Here is a 24,959-nt window from a genome sequence, read left to right as displayed (position 1 = left end):
GTCCGCAAAGCTGCCGCGCGAACTGTCGACGCGGTCTGCGCCGCAATCGGCTGCGCACTCGATGCCTTCACCTCAGAGGAATGTGCCAACTACCTCAAAAACTCAGGCTATCGAACCTAATGCCATCACGCTTTAGGAGGATCAGAGATTACGCGAAATCAGCTCGCGCATGATTTCCGACGTGCCACCGTAGATCCGCAGCACCCGTGCATCCGCATAGAGGCGGCAAATCTCATACTCGCGCATAAAGCCGTAACCACCAAAGAATTGGAGGCATTGGTCGACGAGCCGGCCATGCATTTCAGTGATCCAGAGTTTTGCCGTCGATGCCGCGTAGGTCGTCAGTTCGTGATTGATGTGGTCATGGAGGCACTGGTCGGCATAGGCCCAGCCCACCGCAAGATCGGACTTCAAATCGGCCAGCTTGAACCTCGTGTTCTGGAAGCTGCCGATCGGCGATCCAAAGGCATTGCGCTGCTGCACGTAGTCCTTGGCAAGATCAAAAGCCTTCTGGGCGGCGGCGATCGAATGCAGCGCGATGGTCAAACGCTCCTGCGGCAGCTCGCTCATCAGCGCGCCCATCGCGCCGCCTTCCGCTCCCAGCAAATTGGTCACCGGGACGCGCACGCTGTCGAAGAACAGTTCTGACGTATCAGAGGAGAGGTGCCCGAGCTTTTCGAGGTTGCGGCCGTGGCGGAATCCGGGACGGTCGGTCTCGACCAGAACCAGACTCATTCCCCGTGAACCACCTTCCGGGTTGGTCCTGACAACGACGATGACGAGGTCGCACATCTGCCCGTTCGAGATGAAGGTCTTCTGGCCCGAGATCACAAACTCGTCGCCATCGCGTACCGCGCGGGTGCGGATGCCCTGCAGGTCGCTGCCGGTACCGGGCTCGGTCATCGCGATGGCGCAGACAGTCTCCCCTGAGACCATGCGGGGCAGCCATTTCTTCTTCTGTTCGGGGGTGCCGTAGCTGAGCAAATAGCCGCAGCAGACATCGTTGTGCACGGAGAAGTCGGTGGCCGGGCCAGCGAAGCCGGAATAGCTGAGTTCCTCGATCACAACCGCATTGTGCCGGAAGTCGCCGCCGGCGCCGCCGAACTCTTCGGGGACCTGCGGGCAGAGCAGGCCGGCCGCGCCGCCGGCGCCCCACAGCGACCTGTCGATGATCCCGGCTTCTTCCCATCGTGCGAAATCCGGCGCGATCTTTGATGCTGCGAAGCGCCGTACCGTTTCCCTGAACTGTTGATGTTCTTCGTCGTAAACCCTGCGATGGGGCAGCATTGAGGCCTCCCGATGATTGCGTTTGGCGATCCGGCCGCTACATCGATTCCGATCGATCAGCGGTCAGAACGCGACCTTGTCGTCGCCCTTGAGCTCAAGGATCTCGCGTGCCTCGTCGGCCGTCGCGACGTCCAGTCCCAGCCCTTCGATGATCTTTCGAACCTGCGTCACCTGATCGGCGTTTGACGCTGCGAGTTGGCCGGCGCCGATCCAGAGGCTGTCTTCCAGGCCGACCCGCACATTGCCGCCGATGGCCGCTGCAATCGCCGCGACCGGCATTTGCGCGCGCCCGGCGCCCAGCACCGACCAGCGATAATTGTCGCCGAACAGGCGATCGGCGGTGCGCTTCATGTGCATGACGTCTTCCTGATGCGCGCCGATGCCGCCGAGCAGGCCGAACACGGTCTGGATGAACAGCGGCGCTTTCACCAGGCCCTCGGTCCAGAAGTAATGCAGATTGTAGAGGTGACTGGTGTCGTAGCACTCGAACTCATAGCGCGCACCGGTCGAGTTGAGCGTTTCGAGCGCGTAACGGATATCCTTGAAGGAATTGCGGAACACGAGGTCGTGGGAGCCTTCCAGCATCGCGGGCTCCCAGTCGTGCTTGAACTGCTTGTACCGCTTCAGCATCGGGAACAGGCCGAAGTTCATCGAGCCCATGTTGAGGCTGGCGACCTCCGGCTTCCAGACCGCCGCGGGCTTGATCCGCTCTTCGACGGTCATATAGGGCGAGCCGCCGGTCGTCAGATTCACGACGACGTCGGATCGCTGCTTGATCACGCGAAGAAACGGCTCGAACGCTTCCGGCGACTGGTCCGGCCGGCCATCTATCGGATTGCGGGCGTGAAGGTGCACGATCGCGGCGCCGGCCTCGGCCGCCCCCAGAGCCGATTCCGCGATCTCCGCCGCCGTCACCGGCAGGTGAGGCGACATCGAGGGGGTGTGGATCGAACCCGTGATTGCGCAGGAAATGATGACCTTACGTGCCGGCACGGTGTTTTCCTCTTGCGATGCGCGTTCAGCCGATGCGGGGCGAGGGCATCGGCGAACGCGGGGGAAGCGACGTGTTCATTGCCAAAATGGCTAAGTGAACTTGTGGAAGTCCGGCGTCCGCTTCTCGTTGAAGGCAGCGACGCCTTCCTTCGATTCCGCCGTATCGTAGAACAGCTTCACGGCGTGAAGGGCGAGGTTGCTGATACCGCGAATGTTGTCGCTGTCGGCATTGAAGGAACGCTTGGCGAGCGCGATCGCGGTCGGTGACCGCTGCGCGAGCTTGTCGGTCCAGTCCTTGACGGCTGCGTCGAGGTCGGCGGCCGGAACCACCTTGTTGACGAGGCCCATTTCACGTGCCTGTTCGGCGGTGTAGCGGTCGTTGATGAACCAGATTTCCCGGGCCTTCTTGTCGCCGACGTGGCGGGCCAGCAGGGCGGTGCCCCAGCCGGCATCGACGGAGCCGACCTTCGGTCCGACCTGGCCGAATTGCGCGGTGTCGGCGGCGATCGTCAGGTCGCACAGCGTCGCCAGCACGTTGCCGCCGCCGATCGCAAAGCCATTGACGCGCGCGATGACGGGCTTGGGCACGTCGCGGATCAGGCCCTGCAGCTCGTCGATCGGCAGGCCAACGACGCCGCGGCCGTCATATTGGCCCTCATGGGCGGACTGGTCGCCGCCGGTGCAGAACGCCTTGTCGCCGGCGCCGGTCAGCACGATGCTGGAGACGTTGCGGTCGTTGGCGGCGATCTGGAACGCCTGAATCAGTTCTTCGAGCGTCTGGCCGCGAAAGGCGTTGTAGACCTTGGGCCGGTTGATGATGATCCAGGCGGCGCGATCGCGGACTTCATAGATTACGTCGGTGAATTTGCTGGGGTCGAACATCGTATTGTCCTCACATCTGCTAGATCATGTTCATGCCGCCGGAGACCGAGATGGCCTGTCCGGTGATGAATTTGCCGTCGTCCGACGCCAGCAGGGCGATGATACCGGCATAGTCGTCGGGCTCGCCCATGCGCTTTAAGGGAATGCCGCGAACCATTGCGTCCTTCCACTTTACCGCCTGTTCGCCTTCGCCCAGCACCGCCGCCATCATTGGCGTGTTGGTGGGACCCGGACACACCGCGTTCAGCAGCACGTTCTTGCGGGCGAGTTCGCGGGCGATCGATTTGGTGAAGGAGATCAGGCCGCCCTTGCAGGCCGAGTAAACCGCCTCGTCGCTGGTGCCGACGCGGGCGGCATCGGAGGCGATATTGATGATGCGGCCGCCGCCATGTTCGACCATCAGCGGCGCAATGGCGTGGTGGGTGTTGAGCGGACCATAGAGATTGATCCGGATGATCTTGTCCCAGAGTTCCTTGTCGGTCTTCAGGAACGGCATCGGCCGGTCCCAGCCGGCGTTGTTGACGAGAACCCAGATCGGGCCAAGTTCGGCTTTGACCTGCGCGACGGCGCGATCGACCGAGGCGCGGTCGCCGACATCGACGGTGTAGGTCGTGATCGCCGACTTCGGCGCCAGTTTCGCGGTCTCATGTCCGGCGTCGGGATTGATGTCGAAAATCGCGACCTTGCAGCCTTCCTCGGCGAGCCGAAGGGTGATGGCGCGGCCGATGCCCTGGCCGCCGCCGGTAACGATCGCTACCTTGCCTGATAAGCCTCTCAAATCTCACTCCCTTGGTTTGCGACGCTTTGGTCGTCTGTTCTGTCTCGGCGGACCCCTTGGCGTCCGCCGGCCGTGTGCCCTGAATGGCGATCAACCGCTCTTGGCGAGCGCAAAACCACATTGGGCGAACATCTGGCGGGCGATGATGGTTTTCATGATCTCGATCGATCCACCCGCAATCTTGACGATCCTTGCGTCGACATAGGCGCGCGCGATCGGGTACTCCGTCATATAACCCCAGCCGCCGAATAATTGCAGGCATTCATCGACCGCTTCGCAGTGAAGTTCGGAGGTGAACATCTTGGCCATCGCAGCGTCGACCGGATCGAGCTTTCCTTCCATGAAAAGCGAAATGCATCGATCGGTAAAGACGCGGGCGACCGTCGCCTTGGTCTTGAGATCGGCGAGCTTGAACTGGGTATTCTGGAAGTTGGCGAGCTTTTGCCCGAACACGCTGCGATCCGACGTGTATTCGACGGTCCAGTCCAGCACGGTTTCGGTGACGGTGGCCGATCGGATCGCCTGGGCGAGCCGCTCCTGCGACAGCTTCGTCATCATCAGGGCAAAGCCCTTACCCTCCTGTCCGAGCATGTTGGTGGCAGGAATGCGGATGTTCTCGAAGAACAGTTCGGAGGTATCCTGGGCCTTCATTCCGATCTTTTCGAGATTTCTACCGCGCTCAAAGCCGGGCCGGTTGCTCTCGACGATGAACAGCGTGACGCCCTTGGCGCCGGCGCTGCCGTCGGTCTTGGTCGCCAGCACGACGAAATCGCAGAGCTGGCCATTCGAGATGAAGACCTTCTGGCCGTTGATGACGAAATCATCGCCATCGCGCACGGCGCGGGTCCGGATCGCCTTGAGGTCGCTGCCGGCATGGGGTTCCGTCATGCCGAGCGAGCCGATCGCTTCGCCCGACACCATCTTCGGCAGCCACTGCCGCTTTTGCGCTTCGGTGCCGAACGAAAGCAGATAGGTGGCCACGAGATCGGTGTGGATCAGAAACCCCGGGCCGCTCGCGCCGGAGCGCCATAATTCCTCGAACACGACCACGTCGAACAGATAGTCGAGGCCCATGCCGCCATATTCTTCCGGAACGGTGCAGCAGAGCAGCCCCTCGGCGCCGGCCTTGAGCCACAGTTCCCGTGGCACGATGCCGTCCTTTTCCCACTGCGCATGAAACGGCACGATCTCGCGATCGACGAAGCGCCGGACCGATTCCCGGAAAATATGATGTTCCTCACGGAAAATGGTGCGCTCGATCATCGACATCCGTCCACATCAATTTAGTTAGGTAGTGTACTATATGTTCCGGGATGGTAAAAGGCAAGCTGGCGCCGCGGGCTTTTTGCATTATGGGTCGACGACGTCAGTGTCAGGACTTTCGCGTGCGTTGCCGCCAAATCAGCGCTGCAACCGCTGTAGAGTTTTCGCGGCGGCAAAACCATCCGTTTAAACTAGTACACAGATATACGATATGCTATAGGGCGAAAAACGGCGACGGAGAAGAACCCATGGACGAACTGGGAAAGTTGCAGCAATTCCGGGCCGAACGCAGCGAAAACAATGTCCTGCATCTTGTTTTCGACATGCCCGGCCGCCCGATGAATGTGTTCTCCAACGCCGCGATCGCCGAACTCGCCATTTTCAGCCGGTGGCTCCGCGACAGCGACGTCAACGGCGTGGTGATCCGCTCGGGAAAGCCATCGGCATTCTGTGCCGGCGCTGATCTCGCCGAACTGGGATTGGCCTACGACATGATCATGGCCGCGCCGGCCGAGACGCGCGATCGCATGGCGTTCGATCATTTCTTCCGTCTCAGCCAGGCGCTGCGTGGAATCGAAACCGCGGGCAAGCCGGTCGCGGCGGCGATCGCGGGCCTGGCGCTCGGCGGCGGCGGCGAACTGGCGCTGGCGACCCATCACCGGGTCATGGTCGACGATCCCAAGGTTGCGTTCGGCCTGCCGGAGTCATTGGTCGGGCTGTTGCCGGGAGGCGGGGGAACCCAACGGCTGCCGCGTCTGACCGGAATCGAGAAGGCATTTCCGATCCTGCTGGAAGGTGCGCGGCTGTCCGGCCAGGCCGCTGTCAGCGCCGGCGTGGTCGATCAACTGGTTCCTGCCGGTGAAGAGGTGGCGGCGGCGGAGCGATGGGTGCTGTCATACCCGGCGGCGTCGCAGCCCTGGGACCGTTCCGGATGGCGGCCAGCGGATGTCGATGATGCCGCCTCGATCATCGCACGGAAGCGCGAGAGCGTTCTGGCCGAGACCCTCGGGCACTATCCAGCGCCGCTGGCCATTCTCGATTGCGTTGCGCAGGGATTGCCGCAGCCCTTTGATGCGGCGATGCGCACCGAGATGGAGATCTTCTCGAAGCTCATCCAGCGGCGCGAGCCGCGCAACATGATCAGGACGCTGTTTCTCGGCCGGCTCGATCATGACCGTTTTCGCAAGGCGGGAGGCATTCCCCCTCCCGTCGAACAGGCCGTGGCGGCGGTATCCGGAGCGCTGCAAGTCGGAGCGGATGCAACGCTTGCAAATGCGTTCGCGCGCGCCGGTTTTCACGGGCCAGGAAAGGCGCCGGCATTCGATGGCGTCATTGCGCAGTCCGCGTTCTGGCTGGAATCGGAGCCTGTCACCGACGGTAAACGCGCGCTGCGCGAACGGCTGGCGCGGGCGTATGCCGTGGCAGACCAATGGCGGGCCACCTTCTCCGAGGATCAGCGCCGCGCGGCGGATTATCTGCTGGTCACGAAATACGGCTTTCCCGCCTACATGGCAGGTGTCTTCTCCTCCGCCCAACCGGGCGCCTGACTGATGCCGGCGTCGAAACTTCAGCTACCGCGGCTCGCGCAACTCAATTGAGAGAACGACATTGTCAAAACCTCTGACCGGCATCCGCGTCCTCGACCTGTCGAAGGTCCTGGCAGGTCCGCTATGTGCGCAATATCTCGGTGATCTCGGCGCCGATATCATCAAGGTGGAGACCGTCGGGCAGGGCGACGAGACACGCGGCTGGCCGCCGTTTCCGGCGCCGGGCCTCGGCACGGTCTTTCTCAGCGCCAACCGCAACAAGCGCAGCATCGCCGTCGACATGAAATCGGAGAAGGGGCGCGAGATCGTTCATGCGCTGGCCAAATCCGCCGACGTCGCCATCGAAAGCTTTGGAACCGGTGTCGCCGAACGGCTGGGCATCGATGCACCGACGCTTCGCACCCTGAATGAGCGCCTGATTCATTGCAGCATCTCCGGGTTTGGCCGTGCGGGGCCGCTGAAGAACTCGCCCGGCTATGACGTGATCCTGCAGGCGTTCTGTGGGGTGATGTCGATGACCGGCGACCAGGACGGCGGATATATCCGCAGTCCGATCTCGCCGATCGACCAGATGACCGGCGTGCACGCCTTCAGCGGCATTCTGGCGTTGCTGTATGCGCGAGAAAAAACCGGGAAGGGCGGCGAGATCCAGGTCTCGTTGTTCGAAACCGCGCTGGGCCTGCTGGGCTATAATCTCCAGACCTTCTGGGAGCGCGGTGTTCAGCCGCCGAAATGCGGCTCGAGCCATGAATCGCTCTGTCCCTATCAGGCCTTCGAGGCTGCCGACGGCCCGATCATGATCGGGGTCGCGAACGACAATCTCTGGCGCAAATTCTGCGCGGTCACCGGCTTGAGCGCGATCGTCGATGATATCAGATTCAGGACCAATGCGGATCGCGTTGCGCACCGCAAGGAAACCCTCGGCCATGTCGAGGCCGCGCTGCAGCAAAATTCCGTCGCGCACTGGAACGAGGTACTGACCGGCGTCGGCGTGCCCTGCGCGCCGATCAATTCGATCGCGCAGTTGCTCGACCATCCTCACACCAAGGCGAGCGGCATCATTGTCGACTATGAGCACCAGACCGCGGGCAGGCTGAAGGGCGTCGGTCACCCGGTTCTGATCAACGGCGCGGAACGCCGCGCAGGCAGGCCGCCGCCGGTGCTGGGACAGCACACCGACGATGTGCTGGGTGAAATAGGTCTGTCATCCGAAGTAATCGGCGAATTGCGTCGGGAACGTGTGATCGGTTGAGCTTTGCGCCGCTTAAGGGGAAATTGAGAAGATGGGACAATCAACAGATACGGCCCTGGCCGCGCTGAAAATCAGTGGACGTGTCGCTTACGAGCGCCTGGCGCGGCCAATGGCGCGCCGGTTCGACGATGTGCCCTGCACACCTTACGCTGTTACGCCGGAATGGCTGACGGCGGTGCTCTGCGGCAAGGTCCCGGGGGCCATTGTCACAGACGTTGAAGTCAAGCCTGCGAGTGCGGGCACCCACGAGCGGCATCAGTTGAAGGTCTCCTACAACGAGGAAGGTCGCCGCGCCGGCCTGCCGGTCTCGATCTTCACCAAGTCGCTGCCGAGCATCGTCACCCGCATGATCGGCGGCTTCAACGGCACGGCGCGCGTGGAGGGCAGCTTCTTTACGCAGATCCGCCCCCAGCTCGAGATCGAAGCCCCGCTGTGCTATCATTCCGCCTATGATCGGCGAACGTTCGCGGCGATCCATCTGCTGGAAGATCTGGTCGCAACCAAGTCGGCGACGTTCTGCAATCACAAGACATACGTCACCCGCGCCATGGCCGACGACATGATCGATCTCCTGGCGGCGCTGCACGGCCGCTTCTACGGCGATCCGACGCTGGCCGAACGCTACCGCTGGCTCGCTAGCTATCCCCGATGGTTCACCATCGGGGCTGCAAAAATGGGCACCGAGTATTACACAAGGAAAGCGTTTGATGCCGCCGCTCACGTCATTCCGGCTGCGGTCATGGCGCGCCGCGACGATGTCTGGCCGGCAACGATGCGCGCACTTGCGCTGCATGACAGCGAGCCGCAGGGCCTCATTCACTCCGACGTACACATCGGCAACTGGTACCGGACAGGCGCGGGCCAGATGGGACTGTGCGACTGGCAATGCCTTTCGCGCGGCCATTGGTCACGCGATTTTAGCTACGCCGTGACGGCGTCGCTGACGCCCGAGAATCGCCGGAGCTGGGAGCGCGAACTGCTGGCCCGCTATATCGAGCGGTTCGCGGAGAAGACCGGCGTCAAGCCGGACTTTGATCTCAGCTTCCAGCGCTACCGGCAGCAGATCGTGCACGCGCTCGCAATGTGGACGATCACGCTGTGTCACTCGCCACTGTTGCCGAACATGCAGCCCGAGGCCACGACGCTGACGATGATCGAGCGGATGACGACGGCGATGGCCGACCTGGATGCGCTCGATAGTTGATCTTCGTTGGCTTGCAGCTGCGCGCGCCGAAATCCGTCGCATCGTTGCGCTTGCGTACTAATTCGACGAGCAAACTCCCGGCGTGACGGCATACGTGTGGCAGAGCAGCGCAGGCCAGTCGGCGTTTTGCGTTTGCGGGACATATAAGTATATGATAAACACGTGTACTAAATAACGGGCATAGACCCGGCTCCGCCGGCACGGCGGGAAAAGAAGCAGTTCGGCGTCACGCCCGCGATCGGATCGTCGGCGCACGCTTAACGTGGCGGGGAGGATGCTTTGCGGAAGCGGGTGCGCAAATTGGCGGCGTATCGGACGGACGCGTTTCGTTCGCGGACGCATGACGGGAGGGCGCCGGCGTGATCGCGCTGTTGATCGCCAATTCGCTGGCGCTTGCCTCGCTGCTGATCATGCTCGCCAGCGGCCTCGCGCTGATCTACGGGCTGCGCGACGTCATCAATTTCGGTCACGGCGCGATCTACATGCTCGGCGCCTATCTAGGCTACACCGTCTCGCTGGTCGGCGGATTCTGGCTGGCATTGATCGTGGTGCCGATCCTGCTCGCATTGCTTGGCATTGCCTTCGAATATCTGGCGCTGCGGCCGCTGCAAGGCCGGTCGCATATCGAGGTCGCGCTGGTGACGCTCGGCCTCGGCATCATCCTCGGACAGATCATCATCTTCTTCTATGGCGGCGTTGCGCGGAGCGTCGATGCGCCGCAGATCCTGTCCGGTTCGGTTACGGTGCTGAACCTGTCCTATCCGGTCTACCGCATCTTCCTGATCGTCATGGGGCTGGGGTCGTGCGCGCTGCTGGCGCTCTGGCTCAGATACACATCGTCGGGACTCTATGTCCGCGCGGTGAGTCAGGATCCGTCCGTCGCGCGCATGATGGGTATCAATGCCGACCGGCTCAGCCTGCTGGTGACCAGTCTCAGCACCGCGTTCGCCGGTGTCGCCGGTGTACTGGCGGGTCCCTATCTGTCGATTGACCCGGGAATGGACGTCACGATGATCGTCAACTGCCTCATCATCGTGGTGATCGGGGGCACCGGAAGCATCGGCGGCGCGATCGTCGCAGCACTGCTGTTCGGGTTCATGCAGGTCGCCGGATCGGTTTTCCTGCCGAACATCGCGGCCCTGGTTCCCTACATCTTGCTGATGATCGTGTTGTTGGTCGCTCCCCGCGGCATCGGGCGCGGCAGGGTGCTCAATTGAGTAACCGGACAACGACCGCGGCAAGCGAGCGCGTTGCCCCACTCGGCGCGATCGGCGGATCGTCCTTGCGCTTGCCGCTGACCCTTGTCGCGGTTGCGATTGTGTTCGTGGTCGGCGCGGTGGCGCCAACCCGCTTCGCCGGCGATTTTGTGCTCCGGCTGGCCAACGAAGGCTTGCTGCTCGGCATGCTCGCGCTCAGTGTCGCATTTCTGATGAACCAGGCCGGACTGGTGGCGCTGGGCGCCGCGAGCATCTATGGCGGCTCCGGTCTGCTGTTCGCCATCGCGATGAACGACTGGAATCTGACCCCGGCGTGGGCGCTGTGCACCGCCTTTCTGATTATTGTCGTCTACGCCACCGTTCTCGGCGCGCTGATCGTGCGTACCAATCCGCTCGCCTTCATGATGCTGACGCTTGCCGCCGGCGAGATGATCAGCCACGCGGTCATGCTGGAGGCATTGCGCGACTATACCGGAGGCGCCGACGGCCTCGTCGTCAGCTTCAAGGGTACGGTATTCGGCATGGAGGCTGCGGACTTTGCCAGCCCGGCGCGGTTCTGGATGGTGATGTGGGTCGCCGCATGGCTTTCCGGATTGGCGCTGTGGGCCGTGGGCCGCTCCCGCCTCGGCGCCATCCTGCGCGCGGTGCGGGAGAACGAGGAGCGCATGCGGTTCTCGGGGTTCGACACCTATTTGCCGCGCCTGATCGCCTATGCGCTCGTCAACATCGTCGCCGCCGTTGCCGGCCTGCTGCACGTACTCAACGCCGGCTTCGTCTCGCCGGAGAGTCTTGGGATTTCGGTCAGCACCAATTCGCTGGTTGCGGCCCTGATGGGCGGCATCGCCGGCTCCGTGGGACCGCTGCTGGGCGGCGTGATCTTCTCCTTTGCGCAGGATGAATTCGGCGCGCGCGGGCTCACGCAGCTTTTGACCGGCATCGCCATCGTCGTGTTCATCGTGGTTTTCCCGCGCGGTGTCGTCGGCGGACTGTCGAGCATGGCATGGCTGCGGAAGTTTGCGTTCGGCGGACGACGGGAGACGTCCTGACATGCTCAAGATCGAGAATCTTTCGGTGAGCTATGGATCGGTCCGCGCCTTGTCGGACGTCGACCTGGAAGTCCTTGGCGACGGCATCCTTCACGGCGTCATTGGTCCGAACGGCGCCGGTAAATCCACACTGCTCGATGCGGTATGCGGCCGCCGCCGTCCGGTCGCGGGAACCGTTCACTATCGCAACGAGGATATCACGCGGCGCTCGGTGGCCTGGCGGCGCCGGCACGGCATGGCGCGCTCGTTTCAGCGCACCAGCGTCTTCCAGGAACTGACCGTTCACGAGCAGCTTCATCTGGTTGCGCAGCATCTTGGCGATAACAGGCTCGATGACGTGATCGAGGTGATGGATCTCGCCGGCTATCTGCACCAGAAGGCCGGCCGTATCGCCTACGGCGTGCAGCGCAGGGTGGACGTCGCTTTGGCCTTGATCGGCCGCCCGCATCTGCTGTTGCTGGATGAGCCGGGCGCAGGGCTTTCGGCAGCGGAGACGCTGCATCTGTTCGAGCATCTGCGCGATCTCGTGCGCGAACGGAAGATCGCGGCTGTCGTGGTGGAGCATGATGTCGACGCGGTATTCGCCTGCTGCGGTAAGGTCACCGTGCTCGACCTCGGCCGCCACCTCGCCACCGGCACGCCCCAGGAAATTCGCGCCGACCATCGCGTCGTCGCCGCCTATCTCGGAACCGCGGCATGAGCGCGCTCCGCATTGAGAAGCTGGTTGCCGGCTACGGCGCTTCGACGGTGCTGCACGGGATCGACCTCACGGTCAATGAAGGGGAATCGGTCGCCGTGGTGGGCCGCAACGGGGCGGGCAAGTCGACACTGCTGCTCTCGGTGTTTCGCGAGACCAACATCATCTCCGGCGCGATCTGGGTACATGACAGCAGGGTCGATCATCTGCCCGGCTATATGGCGGCGAAAATCGGCATTTCGATTGCGCCGCAGGGCCGCCGCATCCTGCCCAATCTGACCGTCAAGGAGAACCTGCTGCTCAGCAAGGCGACGGGCAGGGCGGGGTATTGGGATCTGAAAGCCGTCTACGAACTTTTTCCGGTACTCGAGGAGCGCGCGAACCGGCCCGGCACCATGTTGAGCGGCGGCCAGCAGCAGATGCTGGCGATCGGCCGGGCGCTGATGGCCAATCCGAGTCTCGTCTTGCTCGACGAGCCGTCGGAGGGCCTTTCGCCGGTACTGATCGACGGGCTGGTCGGCGCGCTCAATACGATCCGCCAGGCCGGGACCGGCGTGCTGGTGGTCGAGCAGCATTTGAATTTGGTCAAGCGCGCGACCGATCGTTTCATCATTCTGGCCAAGGGAGAAGTCGTCGGTTCAGGACCGACACCGGCGATCGGTGCGCCTGAGAACCAGGCACTGATGGCGTTGTAATCAGAAAGTTTAAACCAGGCGTAGGGAGAGGACATATGAGGAAGGCACTTACCTGTACGGGCTTCGGCGCGCTGCTTTCGGCGGCCTTCGCCATCGCGATGGCAACGACGGCGCCGACAAAAGCTTCTGCCAACGATACGGTCAAGATCGGCGTGCTGCTGATCGACAGCGGGCCGTTGGCCGGCCTGAAGGAAACCCAGACCAAAGCGGTCAATCTGGCGATAGAGCGGATCAATGCCGCCGGCGGCGGCGCCGGCAAGAAGCTTGAAGCCGTCTTCATCACCTATCCCGGCACGCCGGACACTGCCGTGGACGGCGCCACCCGCGCCGTCCAGAAGGATGGCGCGTTGTTCATCACCGGAATGGACACCTCATCCGTCTCGCCTGCGCTGCAGGCAAAGCTTCCCACATTGAAAGCCCTGATGGTCGAAGTGATGGCCAATGCGGACGGCCTGACCGGCAAGGGATGCTCGCCGAACTATTTCCGGGTCAACGCCAACGATTCGATGATCATGGGTTCCTACAGGGAATTCCTGAAGGACCAGGGCGTCAAGAAATGGGACATCATCGCAGTCGACTATGCGGCAGGGCGCGACTCCGCCGACAAATTCAAGGGCCTGGTTACCTCGCAGGGCGGAACGATCGCGAAAACGCTGTTCACCCCGTTCGGAACGCCGGACTTCGGCGCCAAGATATCCGAGCTCGGCGCAGAGCCGGCCGACGGCCTGTTCGTGACGATCTTTGGCAGCGACGCCATCAATCTTGCCAAGCAGCAACAGCAGTTCGGCCTGTTCAAGAAGTACAAGATGGTGCTGGGAAATTCCTTCGTGATCCCGCAAACGCTGCCCGCGCAAGGCGACACGGTGCTGGGCGTCTATCAGAACATCGGCTTCGTTGCCGGTTTTCCGGGCGCGCAGGCCGAAGCCTTCGTGAAGGCCTACAGCGAAAAGTACAACGGCGAACTGCCGCCCTACACCGGCGCTGACCAATACGCTGCCATTCAGCTGATCGCGGCCGCCCTCAACAAGGCGAATTCGACCGACATCAACGCCGTACGGGCGGCGCTGTCGGGCCTCAAGGCCGATACGGTGCTTGGCGACGTGGAGATGCGCGCGGGCGATCATCAGGCCGTACGGCGTATGGCGATCAGCCAGATCCTGCCGGGCAAGGACGGCAAGCCGACCTACCACATCAAGAAGATCGAGCCGGGCCCGGACATCATTCCCCCGGTCGATCCCGCCTGCAAGAAGTGAGCGAGCCGGCGCCGATGTCGATCAGGTTTCGACGCCGGGGCCGAATTGTCTTCGCCGGGCCGCGCCGTTCGCGGCACGCCTGTCACGCCACCAGCGACACCTTGCCGAACTGCGCCCCGGACGCGAGATGATCGAATGCGGCGCGTATGTCCGCCATCTCAAAGGTCGTATCGATCACCGGTCTCACCAGACCGCGATTGAACACATCGAGCAGCTGGCGGAATTCGGCGAGGCTGCCGCCGGTCGACCCGTAGATCTCCAACTGGCGGATGAACACGCGCTGCAGATCGGCCGGAGGGTTGGAGCCCGTCGTCGCGCCGCAGGTGACAAGCCGCCCTCCGCGCCGCAGCGACCGCAGCGATTCGCCCCAACTTGCTTCGCCGACGCTGTCGATCACCATATCGACGCCGCCATTGCTCATTTGCAGGATCGCGTTCGAAACCCGGTCTTTTTGATAGTTGACGCCGCCGCTGGCGCCCAGCGCGATCGCGCGCTCGATCTTGGCGTCGCTGGACGAGGTGACGAAGACCCGCGCGCCCACCAGTTTTGCGAGCTGCAGGCAGGCGACCGCGACGCCCCCGCCGATGCCGACGATCAGCACGCTCTCGCCGGGCTGCAAGGTCTTCTTGCCGAACAGCATGCGCCAGGCGGTGAGGTGGCCCGTCATCAGCGCGCCGGCCGCGACCAGATCGGCGTCGTCGGGCAGGGGCAGGAAACATCGGCTCGGCATCGCGATATATTCGGCAAAGCCGCCATGGCGGTGCTCGCCCATGATCTTCACGTTCTCGCACAGCGGCTGGTCGCCGGCGAGGCAATAGCGGCATTTGTTGCAAAACGCCTCGGAAAACAGGACGGCCTTCATGCCGGGCTTCAGCCCGCTGCCGGACTCGGCCTCGACGATCTCGCCCGCGGCCTCTACGCCCATCACCTGCGGCAAGGTGTGCGTGATCCCGGCGCCGCTGTCGCGCATGTAGAGATCGACGCGATTGAGCGACGAGGCTGCGACCTTGAGTACGGACTCGCCGGGGGCAGGGGCCGGATCGGGAAAATCCCGCCAGCTGACGCCTTCGGCTCCGCGCCGTTCCAGGACCGCCGCTTTCATGGTGCCTTCTCCTTCGCCCGTCGCGCGTTCCGGTATTCGGACACACGTTTATCATATGCGTCCTGTGCTTGTTCCCTCAAGGCGCCGTCGCGCCCGCCGCGGTCGGTATGCGGTCCGGTGTCGATAGGTGAACGGACCGGTCGATTTTGCAGTTGCGGTTCATTCTAAAACTAGTACACTAGCTAACGAATAGGCCGTCAAGCGCCGCGATAAGATTTCAGGGAGAGAACGCATGAGCGGAAATCGATTTGATCCCGTCGCCCACGCAACGTCGATGCGCGCAGGCGGCTTCTGGATCGACAAGAGCTTCGACGAGTTTCTGCAGGCGACCATCGCGGCCACGCCGGGAAAGCTCGCCCTTCTGGCCGACCGCGCCGATCGCCCCGAGGCCAAGCGCTTCACCTATGCCGAACTCGGCGATCTGATTTCGCGGGCGGCGGCCGCCTTGAAGGGCCTCGGGATCGGTCCTCGCGACGTCGTCTCGGTTCAGCTTCCCAATTGGTGGGAGTTTGCCGTGATTGCGCTCGCCGCGTTCCGGGTCGGCGCCGTGGTCAACCCCCTGATGCCGATCTTCCGCGAACATGAGCTGAGCTACATGCTCGACTTCGCGGAAACCAAGCTTTTGATCGTGCCAAAACTGTTCCGTAGCTTCGATCACGAGGCGATGGCGCAGTCGCTGCGGCCCAAACTGTCAAAACTGCAGCACATCATCGTCGTCGACGGCGAGGGGGCGAACAGCTTCGACCAGGCGCTGCTCTCCGGCAGCGATCGTCTCGGCTCGCCCCCGATCGGCGAGATCGGCGCGCTGCCCGCAGATCAGATGGCCGTGTTGATGTTCACCTCGGGCACGACAGGTTCGCCCAAGGGCGTCATGCATTGCCTCAATACGCTGCTGGCCTGCAATATCGCGCTGGCCGGCCGCTTCGGCCTCGACACCAACGACACCATGCTGGTCTGTTCGCCGCTCGGCCACATGACCGGATTTGCGGCCGGCATGCTGCTCGGCCTCAAGATCGGCGCCACCGTCGTCTTCCAGGACGTGTGGGAGCCGAAACGCGGCATCGCGATCATGGCCAATGAGGGCGTAACCTATTCGGCTGGCGCTGCGACGTTCCTCGCCGACATGTGCGAGGCGGTCGCGGCTGGCGCGGCAAAGCCTGCGCGGCTGCGCAAATTCCTTTGCGCCGGTGCGCCAATTCCGCCGGCACTGATCGATCGCGTCTACCGCGAGCTCGATCTCAAGGTCTGTTCGCTGTGGGGCATGACGGAATCGCTGTCGAGCACCTTGACCGAGCCGGAGCGGGCGCTCGAAAAATCGTCGAAGACCGACGGACGCCCGCTGGAGGGCGTTGCCGTAAAGGTGCTTCGCATGGATGGATCCCCGGCGCCCGTCGGCGAGAAGGGGCTGCTCAAGGTGCGCGGCGCCCAGATGTGCCTCGGCTACTACAAGCGCGCCGACATGGAGCCGTTCGACGCCGAGGGGTGGTTCGACACGGGCGACATGGCTTACATGGACGACGAGGGCTACATCCGCATCGACGGCCGCATCAAGGACATCATCATCCGCGGCGGCGAGAACGTGCCGGTTTTCGATATCGAGAACCTGCTGTTCAAGCATCCCGCTGTGCTTTCGACCGCGATCGTGGGTTATCCGGATCCGCGACTGGGCGAGCGGGCCTGCGCATTCGTGGTGCTGCGTCCCGGCCAGACGCTCGATCTGGCCGCCGTGCAGGCCCTGATGGCGGAGCACAAGGTCGCGAAACAGTATTGGCCGGAACGCGTCGAGATCGTCGCCGATCTGCCAAAGACCCCGGCGGGCAAGGTGCAGAAATTCCAGCTGCGGGAGATCGCAAAGGCCTTTGCCGAACCGCCGCACAAGGCCAGCGCATGAATTCCCGCCTTCAGGGCCGCGTGTGCGTCGTCACCGGCGCCGCGCGCGGAATCGGCCTTGCGATCGCCGAGCGCTTCGGCCAGGAGGGCGGTCGTATCGCCTGTGTCGACGTCAGCGCGCGTCGGCTGGAGCCTGCGGTCGAGGGATTGAAGAGCAAGGGGCTCGACGCCAGGCCCTATGAGGTCGATGTCGGCAAGCGCGACGATGTCCATGCCCTGTTTGCGCGGATCGAGCGCGAGTTCGCGGCGCCGGTAGCAGTGCTGGTCAACAATGCGGTCTTTGCGCGCTTCGAGCCGCTGGCGCAGATCGAAGTCGAGACCGTCGACCGCATGTTCGCGGTGGGGGTGCACGGCCTGATCTGGACCACGCAAGCGGCGGCGCCGCAGATGGAGCGTCGCGGCGGCGGCGCGATCGTGAATTTGAGTTCGGTGTCGGCGTTCAACCCCGCCAAGGATTCCATTGCCTATTCCGCCCTGAAGGCCGGCGTCGTCGGCCTCTCCCGGGCATCGGCGATCGAACTCAGTGCAAAGAAAATTCGCGTCAACGTGATCGCGCCGGGCATGATCGGCACGCCGGCCTCGATCGCGCAATTCGATGAAGCAACGATCGCCACGCGTCAGGCCGAGATGCCGGCCGGCCGCTTTGGCGAGCCGGAAGAGATCGCAGCCCTTGCTGCATTCCTCGCCAGCGACGACGCGAGCTACATCCAGGGCGCCGTCGTCACCGCCGACGGCGGCTGGACCATCCCTGCCAGATAGGAGAAGCGCGATGAAGCGACTGGAGGGCAAGCGCGCGGTCGTTACCGGCGGTGGCAGCGGCATCGGCCGCGCCAGCGCGATCCGTTTCGCGCGCGAAGGCGCTTCCGTGCTGGTGGTCGGCCGCGCCGGCAATACCGAGGAAACCGCGGCAGCGATCCGGGGCGAAGGCGGTATTGCATCGGCGTTGATCACGGACGCGGCGGTCGAGGAAAACGTTGCCGAGATCGTCCGGCGCTGCTTGGCGGAATTCGGCGGTCTCGAAATCTTCTTCGCCAATATCGGCGTCACCGGAACCAATACGCCGCTGCTGGAGCAGACGGTCGAGGAATGGTCTGAAGTCTACCGCATCAACACCATCAGCTGCTTTCTCGCCATCAAATATGCCGGCCGGCACATGACGGCGCAGGGCTACGGCTCCATCATCCTGACCTCGTCGGCCGCTTCGCTGCGCGCCAATGCCGGCGCCATTTCCTACAGCGCGAGCAAGGCGGCGGTGAACAATCTGGCACAGACGGCGGCCAATGCCTTTGCCGGCACCGGCGTACGCGTCAACGCCGTGCTGCCGGGACTGGTGGAAACGCAGCTGACCCGAAAAGTGTTCGAAGATGCGCGGGCGCGGGGCGTCGAAGCCAAGCTCGGCCATGTGACGCCGATGAAACGCCCCGGGCGTTCCGAGGAGATCGCCGCCGCCGCGGCTTTCCTCGCCAGCGATGATTCGTCCTATGTGGACGGACAATTGCTCTCGGTCGATGGCGGTGTCAGCAGTACCCACCCTTATGGGCGGATCGCGCTCTAGCAGCGACCAAAACAAAAGAGAGCACCGGGAGAGGCGCCATGGACTTCGAACTGCCCAAGGAAATCACCGACAAGCTGGCCGAATTGGACGCCTTTATCGAGGCCGAGATCAAGCCGCTCGAGCGCGACAACATCAAATTCTTCGATCATCGCCGCGAGAACGCTCGAACCGACTGGGATGATGACGGGCGCCCGCGCACCGAATGGCGCGCGCTGATCAGCGAAATGGAGCGCCGTGCCGACAAGGCAGGGCATCTGCGCTACGGCCTGCCGAAATCATGCGGCGGCCAGGCCGCATCCAATCTTGCGATCGCGGCGATCCGCGAGCACCTCGCCGCCAAGGGACTCGGCTTGCACAACGATCTGCAGGACGAATCCTCCATCGTCGGCAATTTCCCGATCATTCCGGCGCTCGCCGACTACGGCACCGAGGAGCAAAAGACCTATATCGAGGGCATCATCACCGGAAACAAACACCTTTCCTTTGCCCTGACTGAACCCGGACATGGCAGCGACGCGACGTGGCTGGAGACGACCGGCGTGCGCGATGGCGATCATTGGGTCATCAACGGCCGCAAGCGGTGGAACAGCCAGGTGGCCCGTGCCCATGCCAATCTGGTGTTTGCGCGCACCTCCGGCAAGCCGGGCGAGGCCAGGGGCATCACTGCCTTCATCGTTCCGACCGACACGCCCGGTCATCACGTCCTCTACAATCACTGGACGTTCAACATGCCCAGCGATCATGCGGAGACGGAACTGGTCAATGTGCGCGTGCCCGACAGCGCGATTTTGCACAAGGAGGGCGAGGGCCTTGTCGTCGCGCAGCGCTTTGTGCACGAGAACCGCGTGCGCCAGGCGGCGGCGAGCGCGGGCGCCGCGCGCTACTGCATCCTGAAGGCGGTCGAATACGCCAAGACACGCGTCGCCTTCGGCGAGCCGCTCGCGCGCAAACAGGCGGTGCAGTTTCCGCTGGTCGAGCTGTGGTCGGAATACGAACTGGTGCGCAACTTCATCTTCCGCACGGCCTGGCAGATGGACCGCCAGAACCCGCTGGAGATCAGCGACATGGTCTCGATCTGTAACTTCCGCGCCAACCGGCTGTGCTGCGAGGCGGCCGATCGGGCAATGCAGGTGCATGGCGGCATCGGCTACAGCCGTGCAATGCCGTTCGAGCACATCTACCGGCACCATCGCCGTTATCGGATCACCGAGGGCACCGAGGAGGTGCAGATAAGGCGCGTCGCCCAATACCTGTTCAACTTCAGCGGCAAGCGTGCGAGCAGCGGATGACCGGGGCTGATGCCTCCGACCGCGGCATCGACTTCGACGTGGCGCGGCTCGATGAATATCTGAAGGATTGGCTCGGCGGCACTGATTCGACGCGGGTGGAACGCACGCATGGCGGGATGTCGAACCCGACATATTTTGTCAGCCGCGGCGGGTGGCGCGCGGTGCTGCGCAAGCAGCCGAAGAACGTGCTGCCGTCGGCGCATGCGATCGACCGCGAATTTCGTGTGCTAACGGCGCTGCAAGGCAGTTCCGTCCCGACGCCAAAACCCTATCGGTACTGCGAGGATCGCGGGATCGTCGGGACGCCGTTCTATCTCATGGAATGGCTGGACGGCCGCGTCTTCAGCGAGTTCGGCACCCCAGGACTTGCCCGCGCCGAGCGCGCCGAGCTGTTCCGCTCGATGTGTGCCGCACTGGCCGCCATCCACAGGCTGGATTATCGGGCGCTGGGGCTGGGGGATTTCGGCCGGCCCGGCAACTATTTTGCCCGCCAGCTCAAGCGCTGGTCGGAGCAATGGACAAAATTCCGTCGCGGCGACGATGATAACCCCGCGCTCGACAGGATGGTGCGTTGGCTAGCCGAGCGCCTGCCCGAAAGCGAGACCGTCGCGCTGTGTCACGGCGACTTCCGCATCGCCAACGTGATGTTCCATCCAACAGAGCCGCGCGTGATCGGCGTGCTCGACTGGGAGCTCTCGACGCTCGGGCATCCCCTCGTCGATCTCGCCTTCAACAGCCAGGCATGGCTGATGGCGCCGGACGAGAACGGCGGATTGCTCGGCCTGCCGCTCGAGGAGATGGGGATTCCGTCCGAGCGCGATTATCTGGAGCTCTATTACGAGCTGTCCGGCGCGACCGAGCGCCTCACGCGTTTCCATCAGGTGTTCGCGATGTTTCGCGGCGCGGTCGGCAGTGCCGGAGTCGCTGCGCGCGGCGATCTCGGCACCGGGGTGTTGCCGGACGCGGCGCGCGTCGGGCGGCATCTGGCGCGGGCCTATGCCGCGCGCGGTGTCGCGTTGATCGAGGAAGAACGATGAGCATGCGCGAACGGCCGGCCATGAGCATCGATGAGGCGATCCGGCGCCGCCGCTCGGTGCGTGGCTTTCTGCCCGACGAGGTTCCGGAGGCGACATTGCGAGAGGTGTTCGAGCTTGCGCAATGGTCGCCGTCGAATTGCAACGTCCAGCCGTGGACGCCGCATGTGGTATCCGGCGAGGCCTTGAAACGGCTGCGCGAAGCATTGGTAGCGGCCGGGATGCGGGACGAGCCGATCAGGCCGGACTGGCCGGCTGACGGCAAGTTCACCGGCATCTACCGCGAGCGGCAGGTGGACGCGGCGCAGAAACTATACGGCGCGATGGGAGTCGAGCGGAGCGACGTGGTTGGCCGCAAGATGGCCTATATCCGCAATCACGCCTTCTTCGACGCGCCGCATGCCGTATTGATCTTCATGCCGGCGCCGTTCGATACCCGCGAGGCGGCCGATATCGGCATGTATGCGCAGACCCTGATGCTGGCGCTGACCGCGCGCGGCATCGCGTCCTGCGCGCAGGGCGCGCTCGGACTGTTCCCAGAAATCATCCGCGAACAGCTAGGCATTCCCGCCAATTACAAACTGCTGTTCGGCGTTTCGTTTGGCTACGAGGATCGCAGTATCAAGGCCAACGCGGCGCGCGTCGGCCGCGCTGATATCGACGCTGCCGTCCGGTTCCACCGCTGAAAGAGGAGATTTCACCGTGACGGGACCGCTGAACGGCTTTCGCGTCATCGAGATGGGCGGGATCGGGCCTGCGCCATTCGCTGGAGCGCTGCTCGGCGATCTCGGCGCCGACGTCCTGCGGATCGATCGCATCGCCAAACCGGGCGTCGAGCCGGATTTGCCGCCGCGCTTCGACTTCTACAATCGCAACAAGCGCTCGGTCGCGTTCGACCTCAAGCAACCGCAGGCCGTGACGGCCGTGCTGGATCTCGTGGCCGGAGCGGACGCTCTGATCGAAGGATTTCGTCCCTCCGTGATGGAGCGGCTCGGGCTCGGTCCCGACATTTGCCACGGGATCAATCCGGGGCTGGTCTACGCGCGCATGACGGGCTGGGGGCAGGAGGGGCCGATGGCGCAGGAGGCGGGTCACGACATCAACTACCTCGCGCTGACGGGTGCGTTGCATTGCCTGGGAGATGCCGATCGGCCACCGCCGCCACCGCTCAATCTGGTCGCGGATCTCGGCGGCGGCGCAATGTATCTGGTCGTAGGCCTGCTCGCGGCTTCGATGGAAGCGCGCCAATCGGGCCGCGGACAAACGATCGACGTCGCCATGATCGACGGCGTCACGCATTTGATGTCGGCGTTCCAGGCTTTCCGGCAGCAGGGCAGCTGGACCGGGCGGCGTGCCGATAACATCGTCGATGGTGGCGCGCCGTTTTACGGCAGCTACGCCACCAGCGACGACAAGTTTATCGCGGTGGGCGCCATCGAGCCGCAATTCTACGCCAGTCTCCTGAAGGTGATGGGTATCGATGGAGAACATCTGCCGGATCAGAACGATCGCGCGGCGTGGCCACAGATGCGCAAGCGCTTCGCGAAAGTCTTCGCAACGCATACGCGCGACGAATGGGTGGCGATAGCGGCGGGGCGCGACGCCTGTCTTGCGCCCGTATTGACGATCGACGAAGCGGCCGGCCATCCGCAGATGCAAATCCGTGAGGTCTATGCAAGGTTTGACGGAGTGCGGCATCCAAGCCCGGCGCCACGGTTTTCCCGCACGCCTTCCATGCTTCGCACGCCGACGCCCGCGCCCGGGCGCGACAGCCGGCAGGCGCTCGCGGACTGGGGCATTTCGCCTGACCAGATCACAGCGTTGGAAGCGACCGGTGCGATGGCGCAAGGGTGACTATCGAAGCAGTTCGCGCGCGATGACCACGCGCTGGATCTGATTGGTGCCTTCGAATATCTGGGTCAGCTTGGCGTCGCGCATCATGCGCTCGACGGGATAGTCCATGGTGTAGCCGTAACCACCGAATATCTGGACCGCGTCCGTTGTTACCTTCATGGCCATGTCGCTGCCGACGCATTTGGCCATGCTGGCGAGCACGTTGAGGCGTTTCCAGTCACCGGCGTCGCCGGCCCGGGCGCATTCATAGACGAGGGCACGCGCCGCCTCGATCTGCATGGCCATGTCGGCCAGCATGAATTGCACGCCCTGGAACTCCGAGATCGCCTTCTTGAACTGCTTGCGCTCCTTGGCGTAGGCAACGCACGCGTCGAGCGCGCCCTGGGCCAACCCGACGGACTGAGCACCGATGGTCGGCCGGTTGAGGTCGAGCGCGCGCATCGATGCCCTAAAACCCTTGCCTTCTTCCCCGACCAAATTCTCCGCAGGGATACGGACATTGTCGAAGAAGATCGGCGTGTTCGGCGCGCCGCGGAAACCCATCTTGCGCTCGTGGCGTCCGAACGAGACCCCCGACATCGTCTTCGGTTCGACGATGAAGGCGCTGATTCCGTCGGCGCCCGCGGCGTCGCTGGTCCGCGCCATCACCACGATGTAGTCGGCGACGACGCCATAGCTGCACCATTGCTTGCGGCCGTTGAGGACGTAGCTGTCGCCGTCCTTGCGCGCGCGGGTGTTGATCGCGGTGACGTCAGAGCCGGCTTGAGGCTCGGATATCGCGATCGCCGTGACGACGCCGCCTTTGGCGATAACGGGTAGGTATTTGGCGCGCTGCTCCTCGGAGCCGAAGTGAAGCAGCGGCATGATGAACATGGTGTTGAGCGCCGCGATCGAGGCGCAGGCCGGCGAGACCCTGGAGATCTCTTCCCGGGCGAGGCAGGCCATGGTCAGGTTGCCGTTCGGGCCGCCATAGCGTTCCGGCACCCAGAGCTGCATCAGCCCCATCTCGCCGAACAGCTTTACGAGTTCGAGCGGGAAACGGTCGGTCTCGTCGATCTCGGCCGCGATCGGCGCGACGTGCTTTGCGACCATTTTCCGCACGGTGTCGCGAAACGCGATCTGCTCCTCGGTGAAGCTCATGTTGATCCCTGGGTCATCTTTTCTTGCCGGAAGCCAAAAAGAGACTTCCATTGAATGGGTGATCCATTTAATAATTCATCGCATGAGCACCAAGTCAAGCCCTCGCACGCCCGCCCGCCCCAGGTCATCGACGCCCAACCGGCGGGAGCGCACCCCCGATCACCGCGCGGCTGGAGCGCCGGCGGCGCCGGCATTCCGCCCGATCCACACGCGGCGTGCGTTCGAGGAAATCTGCGAGCGAATCCGCGAGCAGCTTGCGCTCGGCGTCCTCAAGCCGGGCGACAAGCTGCCGCCCGAGCGCGATCTGGCCCAGCAGCTCGGCGTCAGCCGCAACGTCCTGCGCGAGGCCTTGCGCAGCCTCGAGATGGCCGGCGTGCTTCGGCTGCAGAAGGGCGTCAAGGGCGGGGCCTTCATTCAGGAGGGCGATACCAGCCGCATGAACGGCGTCATGCGCGATATGCTGTCTCTCGGCACGATTTCGGTCCGGGAATTGTCCGAAGCACGCGTTCACGTGCTCGATCTCGTGGTGCGGCTGGCCTGTGCCAACGCGCGGAAAGCCGATCTCGACGCGCTAGAGGCCAATATCCGGCGCACCGAGGATGCGACGCGGGAGGGGCGGCTGCTGGACCGTGTCGAATGCTCGCGCGAGTTCTACAAGCTGCTCGCTGCGTCGACCGGAAACAAGGTGATCGCCATGATCATGGATTCGGTCACCGAGATTCACATGCGCTTCGTCTACGCCAAGGTCTCGTCGAGCGGGGTTGCGATGGCGCGGCTGGCGGAAAAGCGGCGGCAATTCCTGGCGGCGCTGGGTGAACGAAACGTTGCGACGGCGACGCGCCTGATGCGTGCTCATTTGGAATCCGTCCAGCGGATGCTGGAGCAGGACCCCGGCGCGATGTCGCTTCACGTCGCGTTGGCGGAGGTGCAGCCCGGAATGCGCAGATAACAGAGGGTGGCTCGATCCACGCTCGAACAATC

Annotated in this window: 23 protein-coding genes; 16 read left to right on the top strand and 7 right to left on the bottom strand. The window is 63.6% G+C overall.

The genetic code is table 11. From position 1 onward, the window contains the following. Nucleotides 1-141: 141 nt before the first annotated feature. The 5 genes from JQ609_RS32820 to JQ609_RS32800 form a co-directional block, all read right to left on the bottom strand. Nucleotides 142-1,287 carry an acyl-CoA dehydrogenase family protein gene (locus JQ609_RS32820; RefSeq protein WP_212208295.1) on the bottom strand — a complete coding sequence of 382 codons (1,146 nt, stop codon included), beginning with the start codon at nucleotides 1,285-1,287 and terminating at the stop codon, nucleotides 142-144. A 63-nt stretch (nucleotides 1,288-1,350) separates the two neighbouring features. Then, a complete protein-coding gene (locus JQ609_RS32815; protein WP_212276762.1) occupies nucleotides 1,351-2,280 on the bottom strand; it encodes a 3-keto-5-aminohexanoate cleavage protein in 930 nt (309 codons plus the stop codon). Between the two features lie 90 nt (nucleotides 2,281-2,370). After that, complete coding sequence (locus tag JQ609_RS32810) at nucleotides 2,371-3,162, bottom strand: enoyl-CoA hydratase-related protein (RefSeq protein ID WP_212276761.1); 792 nt, start codon at nucleotides 3,160-3,162, stop codon at nucleotides 2,371-2,373. A 19-nt stretch (nucleotides 3,163-3,181) separates the two neighbouring features. Next, nucleotides 3,182-3,940 (bottom strand): glucose 1-dehydrogenase, encoded by a 759-nt coding sequence (locus JQ609_RS32805; RefSeq protein WP_212276760.1) that lies wholly within the window; start codon nucleotides 3,938-3,940, stop codon nucleotides 3,182-3,184. Nucleotides 3,941-4,030: 90 nt separating this feature from the next. After that, entirely contained in the window at nucleotides 4,031-5,203 is a 1,173-nt protein-coding gene (locus JQ609_RS32800) for an acyl-CoA dehydrogenase family protein (protein WP_249128708.1), read from the bottom strand. Nucleotides 5,204-5,451: 248 nt separating this feature from the next. On the opposite strand from JQ609_RS32800, the gene JQ609_RS32795 reads away from it, so the two are divergent. The 8 genes from JQ609_RS32795 to JQ609_RS32760 all read left to right on the top strand — a co-directional run bounded on the left by JQ609_RS32795 (nucleotide 5,452) and on the right by JQ609_RS32760 (nucleotide 14,114). Beyond that, entirely contained in the window at nucleotides 5,452-6,750 is a 1,299-nt protein-coding gene (locus JQ609_RS32795) for an enoyl-CoA hydratase-related protein (RefSeq protein ID WP_212276758.1), read from the top strand. A 61-nt stretch (nucleotides 6,751-6,811) separates the two neighbouring features. Then, entirely contained in the window at nucleotides 6,812-8,002 is a 1,191-nt protein-coding gene (locus JQ609_RS32790; RefSeq protein ID WP_212276757.1) for a CaiB/BaiF CoA-transferase family protein, read from the top strand. 31 nt (nucleotides 8,003-8,033) lie between these two features. Next, entirely contained in the window at nucleotides 8,034-9,206 is a 1,173-nt protein-coding gene (locus tag JQ609_RS32785) for an aminoglycoside phosphotransferase family protein (protein WP_212276756.1), read from the top strand. 359 nt (nucleotides 9,207-9,565) lie between these two features. Continuing rightward, nucleotides 9,566-10,423, top strand: coding sequence for a branched-chain amino acid ABC transporter permease (locus tag JQ609_RS32780; protein ID WP_212276755.1), 858 nt, complete (start codon nucleotides 9,566-9,568; stop codon nucleotides 10,421-10,423). After that, entirely contained in the window at nucleotides 10,420-11,469 is a 1,050-nt protein-coding gene (locus tag JQ609_RS32775) for a branched-chain amino acid ABC transporter permease (RefSeq protein ID WP_212276754.1), read from the top strand. Before JQ609_RS32780 ends, JQ609_RS32775 begins: the two co-directional genes overlap by 4 nt. Nucleotide 11,470: 1 nt before the next feature. Then, a complete protein-coding gene (locus JQ609_RS32770) occupies nucleotides 11,471-12,169 on the top strand; it encodes an ABC transporter ATP-binding protein (RefSeq protein ID WP_212276753.1) in 699 nt (232 codons plus the stop codon). After that, on the top strand, nucleotides 12,166-12,861 hold the full coding sequence (locus JQ609_RS32765) for an ABC transporter ATP-binding protein (RefSeq protein ID WP_212276752.1): 696 nt from the start codon (nucleotides 12,166-12,168) through the stop codon (nucleotides 12,859-12,861). The genes JQ609_RS32770 and JQ609_RS32765 overlap by 4 nt, the downstream gene beginning before the upstream one ends. 35 nt (nucleotides 12,862-12,896) lie before the next feature. Beyond that, nucleotides 12,897-14,114 carry an ABC transporter substrate-binding protein gene (locus JQ609_RS32760; protein ID WP_212276751.1) on the top strand — a complete coding sequence of 406 codons (1,218 nt, stop codon included), beginning with the start codon at nucleotides 12,897-12,899 and terminating at the stop codon, nucleotides 14,112-14,114. An 82-nt stretch (nucleotides 14,115-14,196) separates the two neighbouring features. Here JQ609_RS32760 and JQ609_RS32755 read toward each other — a convergent pair whose 3' ends face one another. After that, the gene (locus JQ609_RS32755) at nucleotides 14,197-15,216 is read right to left on the bottom strand and encodes a zinc-binding dehydrogenase (RefSeq protein ID WP_212276750.1); all 1,020 of its coding nucleotides are present in this window, start codon (nucleotides 15,214-15,216) and stop codon (nucleotides 14,197-14,199) included. 232 nt (nucleotides 15,217-15,448) lie between these two features. Here JQ609_RS32755 and JQ609_RS32750 point away from each other — a divergent pair, with 232 nt between their 5' ends. Genes JQ609_RS32750 through JQ609_RS32720 form a run of 7 tightly spaced genes read left to right on the top strand, consistent with a single transcriptional unit; the run spans nucleotide 15,449 to nucleotide 22,838 of the window. Further along, nucleotides 15,449-17,107, top strand: coding sequence for an AMP-binding protein (locus JQ609_RS32750; RefSeq protein ID WP_212276749.1), 1,659 nt, complete (start codon nucleotides 15,449-15,451; stop codon nucleotides 17,105-17,107). Beyond that, nucleotides 17,104-17,865, top strand: coding sequence for an SDR family NAD(P)-dependent oxidoreductase (locus JQ609_RS32745; protein WP_212276748.1), 762 nt, complete (start codon nucleotides 17,104-17,106; stop codon nucleotides 17,863-17,865). Before JQ609_RS32750 ends, JQ609_RS32745 begins: the two co-directional genes overlap by 4 nt. A 10-nt stretch (nucleotides 17,866-17,875) precedes the next feature. Beyond that, nucleotides 17,876-18,661, top strand: coding sequence for an SDR family NAD(P)-dependent oxidoreductase (locus tag JQ609_RS32740; protein ID WP_212276747.1), 786 nt, complete (start codon nucleotides 17,876-17,878; stop codon nucleotides 18,659-18,661). Nucleotides 18,662-18,699: 38 nt separating this feature from the next. Further along, nucleotides 18,700-19,950 (top strand): acyl-CoA dehydrogenase family protein, encoded by a 1,251-nt coding sequence (locus JQ609_RS32735; protein ID WP_212276746.1) that lies wholly within the window; start codon nucleotides 18,700-18,702, stop codon nucleotides 19,948-19,950. Then, nucleotides 19,947-20,987 (top strand): phosphotransferase family protein, encoded by a 1,041-nt coding sequence (locus tag JQ609_RS32730; RefSeq protein WP_212208311.1) that lies wholly within the window; start codon nucleotides 19,947-19,949, stop codon nucleotides 20,985-20,987. Before JQ609_RS32735 ends, JQ609_RS32730 begins: the two co-directional genes overlap by 4 nt. After that, the gene (locus tag JQ609_RS32725; RefSeq protein ID WP_212276745.1) at nucleotides 20,984-21,670 is read left to right on the top strand and encodes a nitroreductase; all 687 of its coding nucleotides are present in this window, start codon (nucleotides 20,984-20,986) and stop codon (nucleotides 21,668-21,670) included. Before JQ609_RS32730 ends, JQ609_RS32725 begins: the two co-directional genes overlap by 4 nt. A 16-nt stretch (nucleotides 21,671-21,686) precedes the next feature. Beyond that, the gene (locus tag JQ609_RS32720) at nucleotides 21,687-22,838 is read left to right on the top strand and encodes a CaiB/BaiF CoA-transferase family protein (RefSeq protein WP_312014925.1); all 1,152 of its coding nucleotides are present in this window, start codon (nucleotides 21,687-21,689) and stop codon (nucleotides 22,836-22,838) included. On the opposite strand, the gene JQ609_RS32715 is transcribed toward JQ609_RS32720, so the two are convergent. Next, nucleotides 22,839-23,978 carry an acyl-CoA dehydrogenase family protein gene (locus JQ609_RS32715; protein ID WP_212276744.1) on the bottom strand — a complete coding sequence of 380 codons (1,140 nt, stop codon included), beginning with the start codon at nucleotides 23,976-23,978 and terminating at the stop codon, nucleotides 22,839-22,841. A gap of 82 nt (nucleotides 23,979-24,060) precedes the next feature. Between JQ609_RS32715 and JQ609_RS32710 the strand changes: the two genes are divergently transcribed. Next, nucleotides 24,061-24,927, top strand: a complete 867-nt coding sequence (locus JQ609_RS32710; RefSeq protein ID WP_212276743.1) for a FadR/GntR family transcriptional regulator — start codon at nucleotides 24,061-24,063, stop codon at nucleotides 24,925-24,927. Nucleotides 24,928-24,959 lie beyond the last annotated feature (32 nt).

This window comes from Bradyrhizobium sp. AUGA SZCCT0169, assembly GCF_018130085.1.
Taxonomy (GTDB): domain Bacteria; phylum Pseudomonadota; class Alphaproteobacteria; order Rhizobiales; family Xanthobacteraceae; genus Bradyrhizobium.
This window is presented reverse-complemented; position numbering and strand designations above follow the sequence as displayed.

What these genes read in the sequence shown, in the direction of transcription:
- JQ609_RS32725 (WP_212276745.1), top strand. Translation starts at nt 20,984, where the DNA reads ATGAGCATGCGCGAACGGCCGGCCATGAGCATCGATGAGGCGATCCGG.
- JQ609_RS32800 (WP_249128708.1), bottom strand. Translation starts at nt 5,203, where the DNA reads ATGATCGAGCGCACCATTTTCCGTGAGGAACATCATATTTTCCGGGAA.
- JQ609_RS32740 (WP_212276747.1), top strand. Translation starts at nt 17,876, where the DNA reads ATGAAGCGACTGGAGGGCAAGCGCGCGGTCGTTACCGGCGGTGGCAGC.
- JQ609_RS32710 (WP_212276743.1), top strand. Translation starts at nt 24,061, where the DNA reads ATGAGCACCAAGTCAAGCCCTCGCACGCCCGCCCGCCCCAGGTCATCG.
- JQ609_RS32735 (WP_212276746.1), top strand. Translation starts at nt 18,700, where the DNA reads ATGGACTTCGAACTGCCCAAGGAAATCACCGACAAGCTGGCCGAATTG.
- JQ609_RS32715 (WP_212276744.1), bottom strand. Translation starts at nt 23,978, where the DNA reads ATGAGCTTCACCGAGGAGCAGATCGCGTTTCGCGACACCGTGCGGAAA.
- JQ609_RS32730 (WP_212208311.1), top strand. Translation starts at nt 19,947, where the DNA reads ATGACCGGGGCTGATGCCTCCGACCGCGGCATCGACTTCGACGTGGCG.
- JQ609_RS32755 (WP_212276750.1), bottom strand. Translation starts at nt 15,216, where the DNA reads ATGAAAGCGGCGGTCCTGGAACGGCGCGGAGCCGAAGGCGTCAGCTGG.
- JQ609_RS32810 (WP_212276761.1), bottom strand. Translation starts at nt 3,162, where the DNA reads ATGTTCGACCCCAGCAAATTCACCGACGTAATCTATGAAGTCCGCGAT.
- JQ609_RS32760 (WP_212276751.1), top strand. Translation starts at nt 12,897, where the DNA reads ATGAGGAAGGCACTTACCTGTACGGGCTTCGGCGCGCTGCTTTCGGCG.
- JQ609_RS32750 (WP_212276749.1), top strand. Translation starts at nt 15,449, where the DNA reads ATGAGCGGAAATCGATTTGATCCCGTCGCCCACGCAACGTCGATGCGC.
- JQ609_RS32745 (WP_212276748.1), top strand. Translation starts at nt 17,104, where the DNA reads ATGAATTCCCGCCTTCAGGGCCGCGTGTGCGTCGTCACCGGCGCCGCG.
- JQ609_RS32770 (WP_212276753.1), top strand. Translation starts at nt 11,471, where the DNA reads ATGCTCAAGATCGAGAATCTTTCGGTGAGCTATGGATCGGTCCGCGCC.
- JQ609_RS32765 (WP_212276752.1), top strand. Translation starts at nt 12,166, where the DNA reads ATGAGCGCGCTCCGCATTGAGAAGCTGGTTGCCGGCTACGGCGCTTCG.
- JQ609_RS32785 (WP_212276756.1), top strand. Translation starts at nt 8,034, where the DNA reads ATGGGACAATCAACAGATACGGCCCTGGCCGCGCTGAAAATCAGTGGA.
- JQ609_RS32795 (WP_212276758.1), top strand. Translation starts at nt 5,452, where the DNA reads ATGGACGAACTGGGAAAGTTGCAGCAATTCCGGGCCGAACGCAGCGAA.
- JQ609_RS32820 (WP_212208295.1), bottom strand. Translation starts at nt 1,287, where the DNA reads ATGCTGCCCCATCGCAGGGTTTACGACGAAGAACATCAACAGTTCAGG.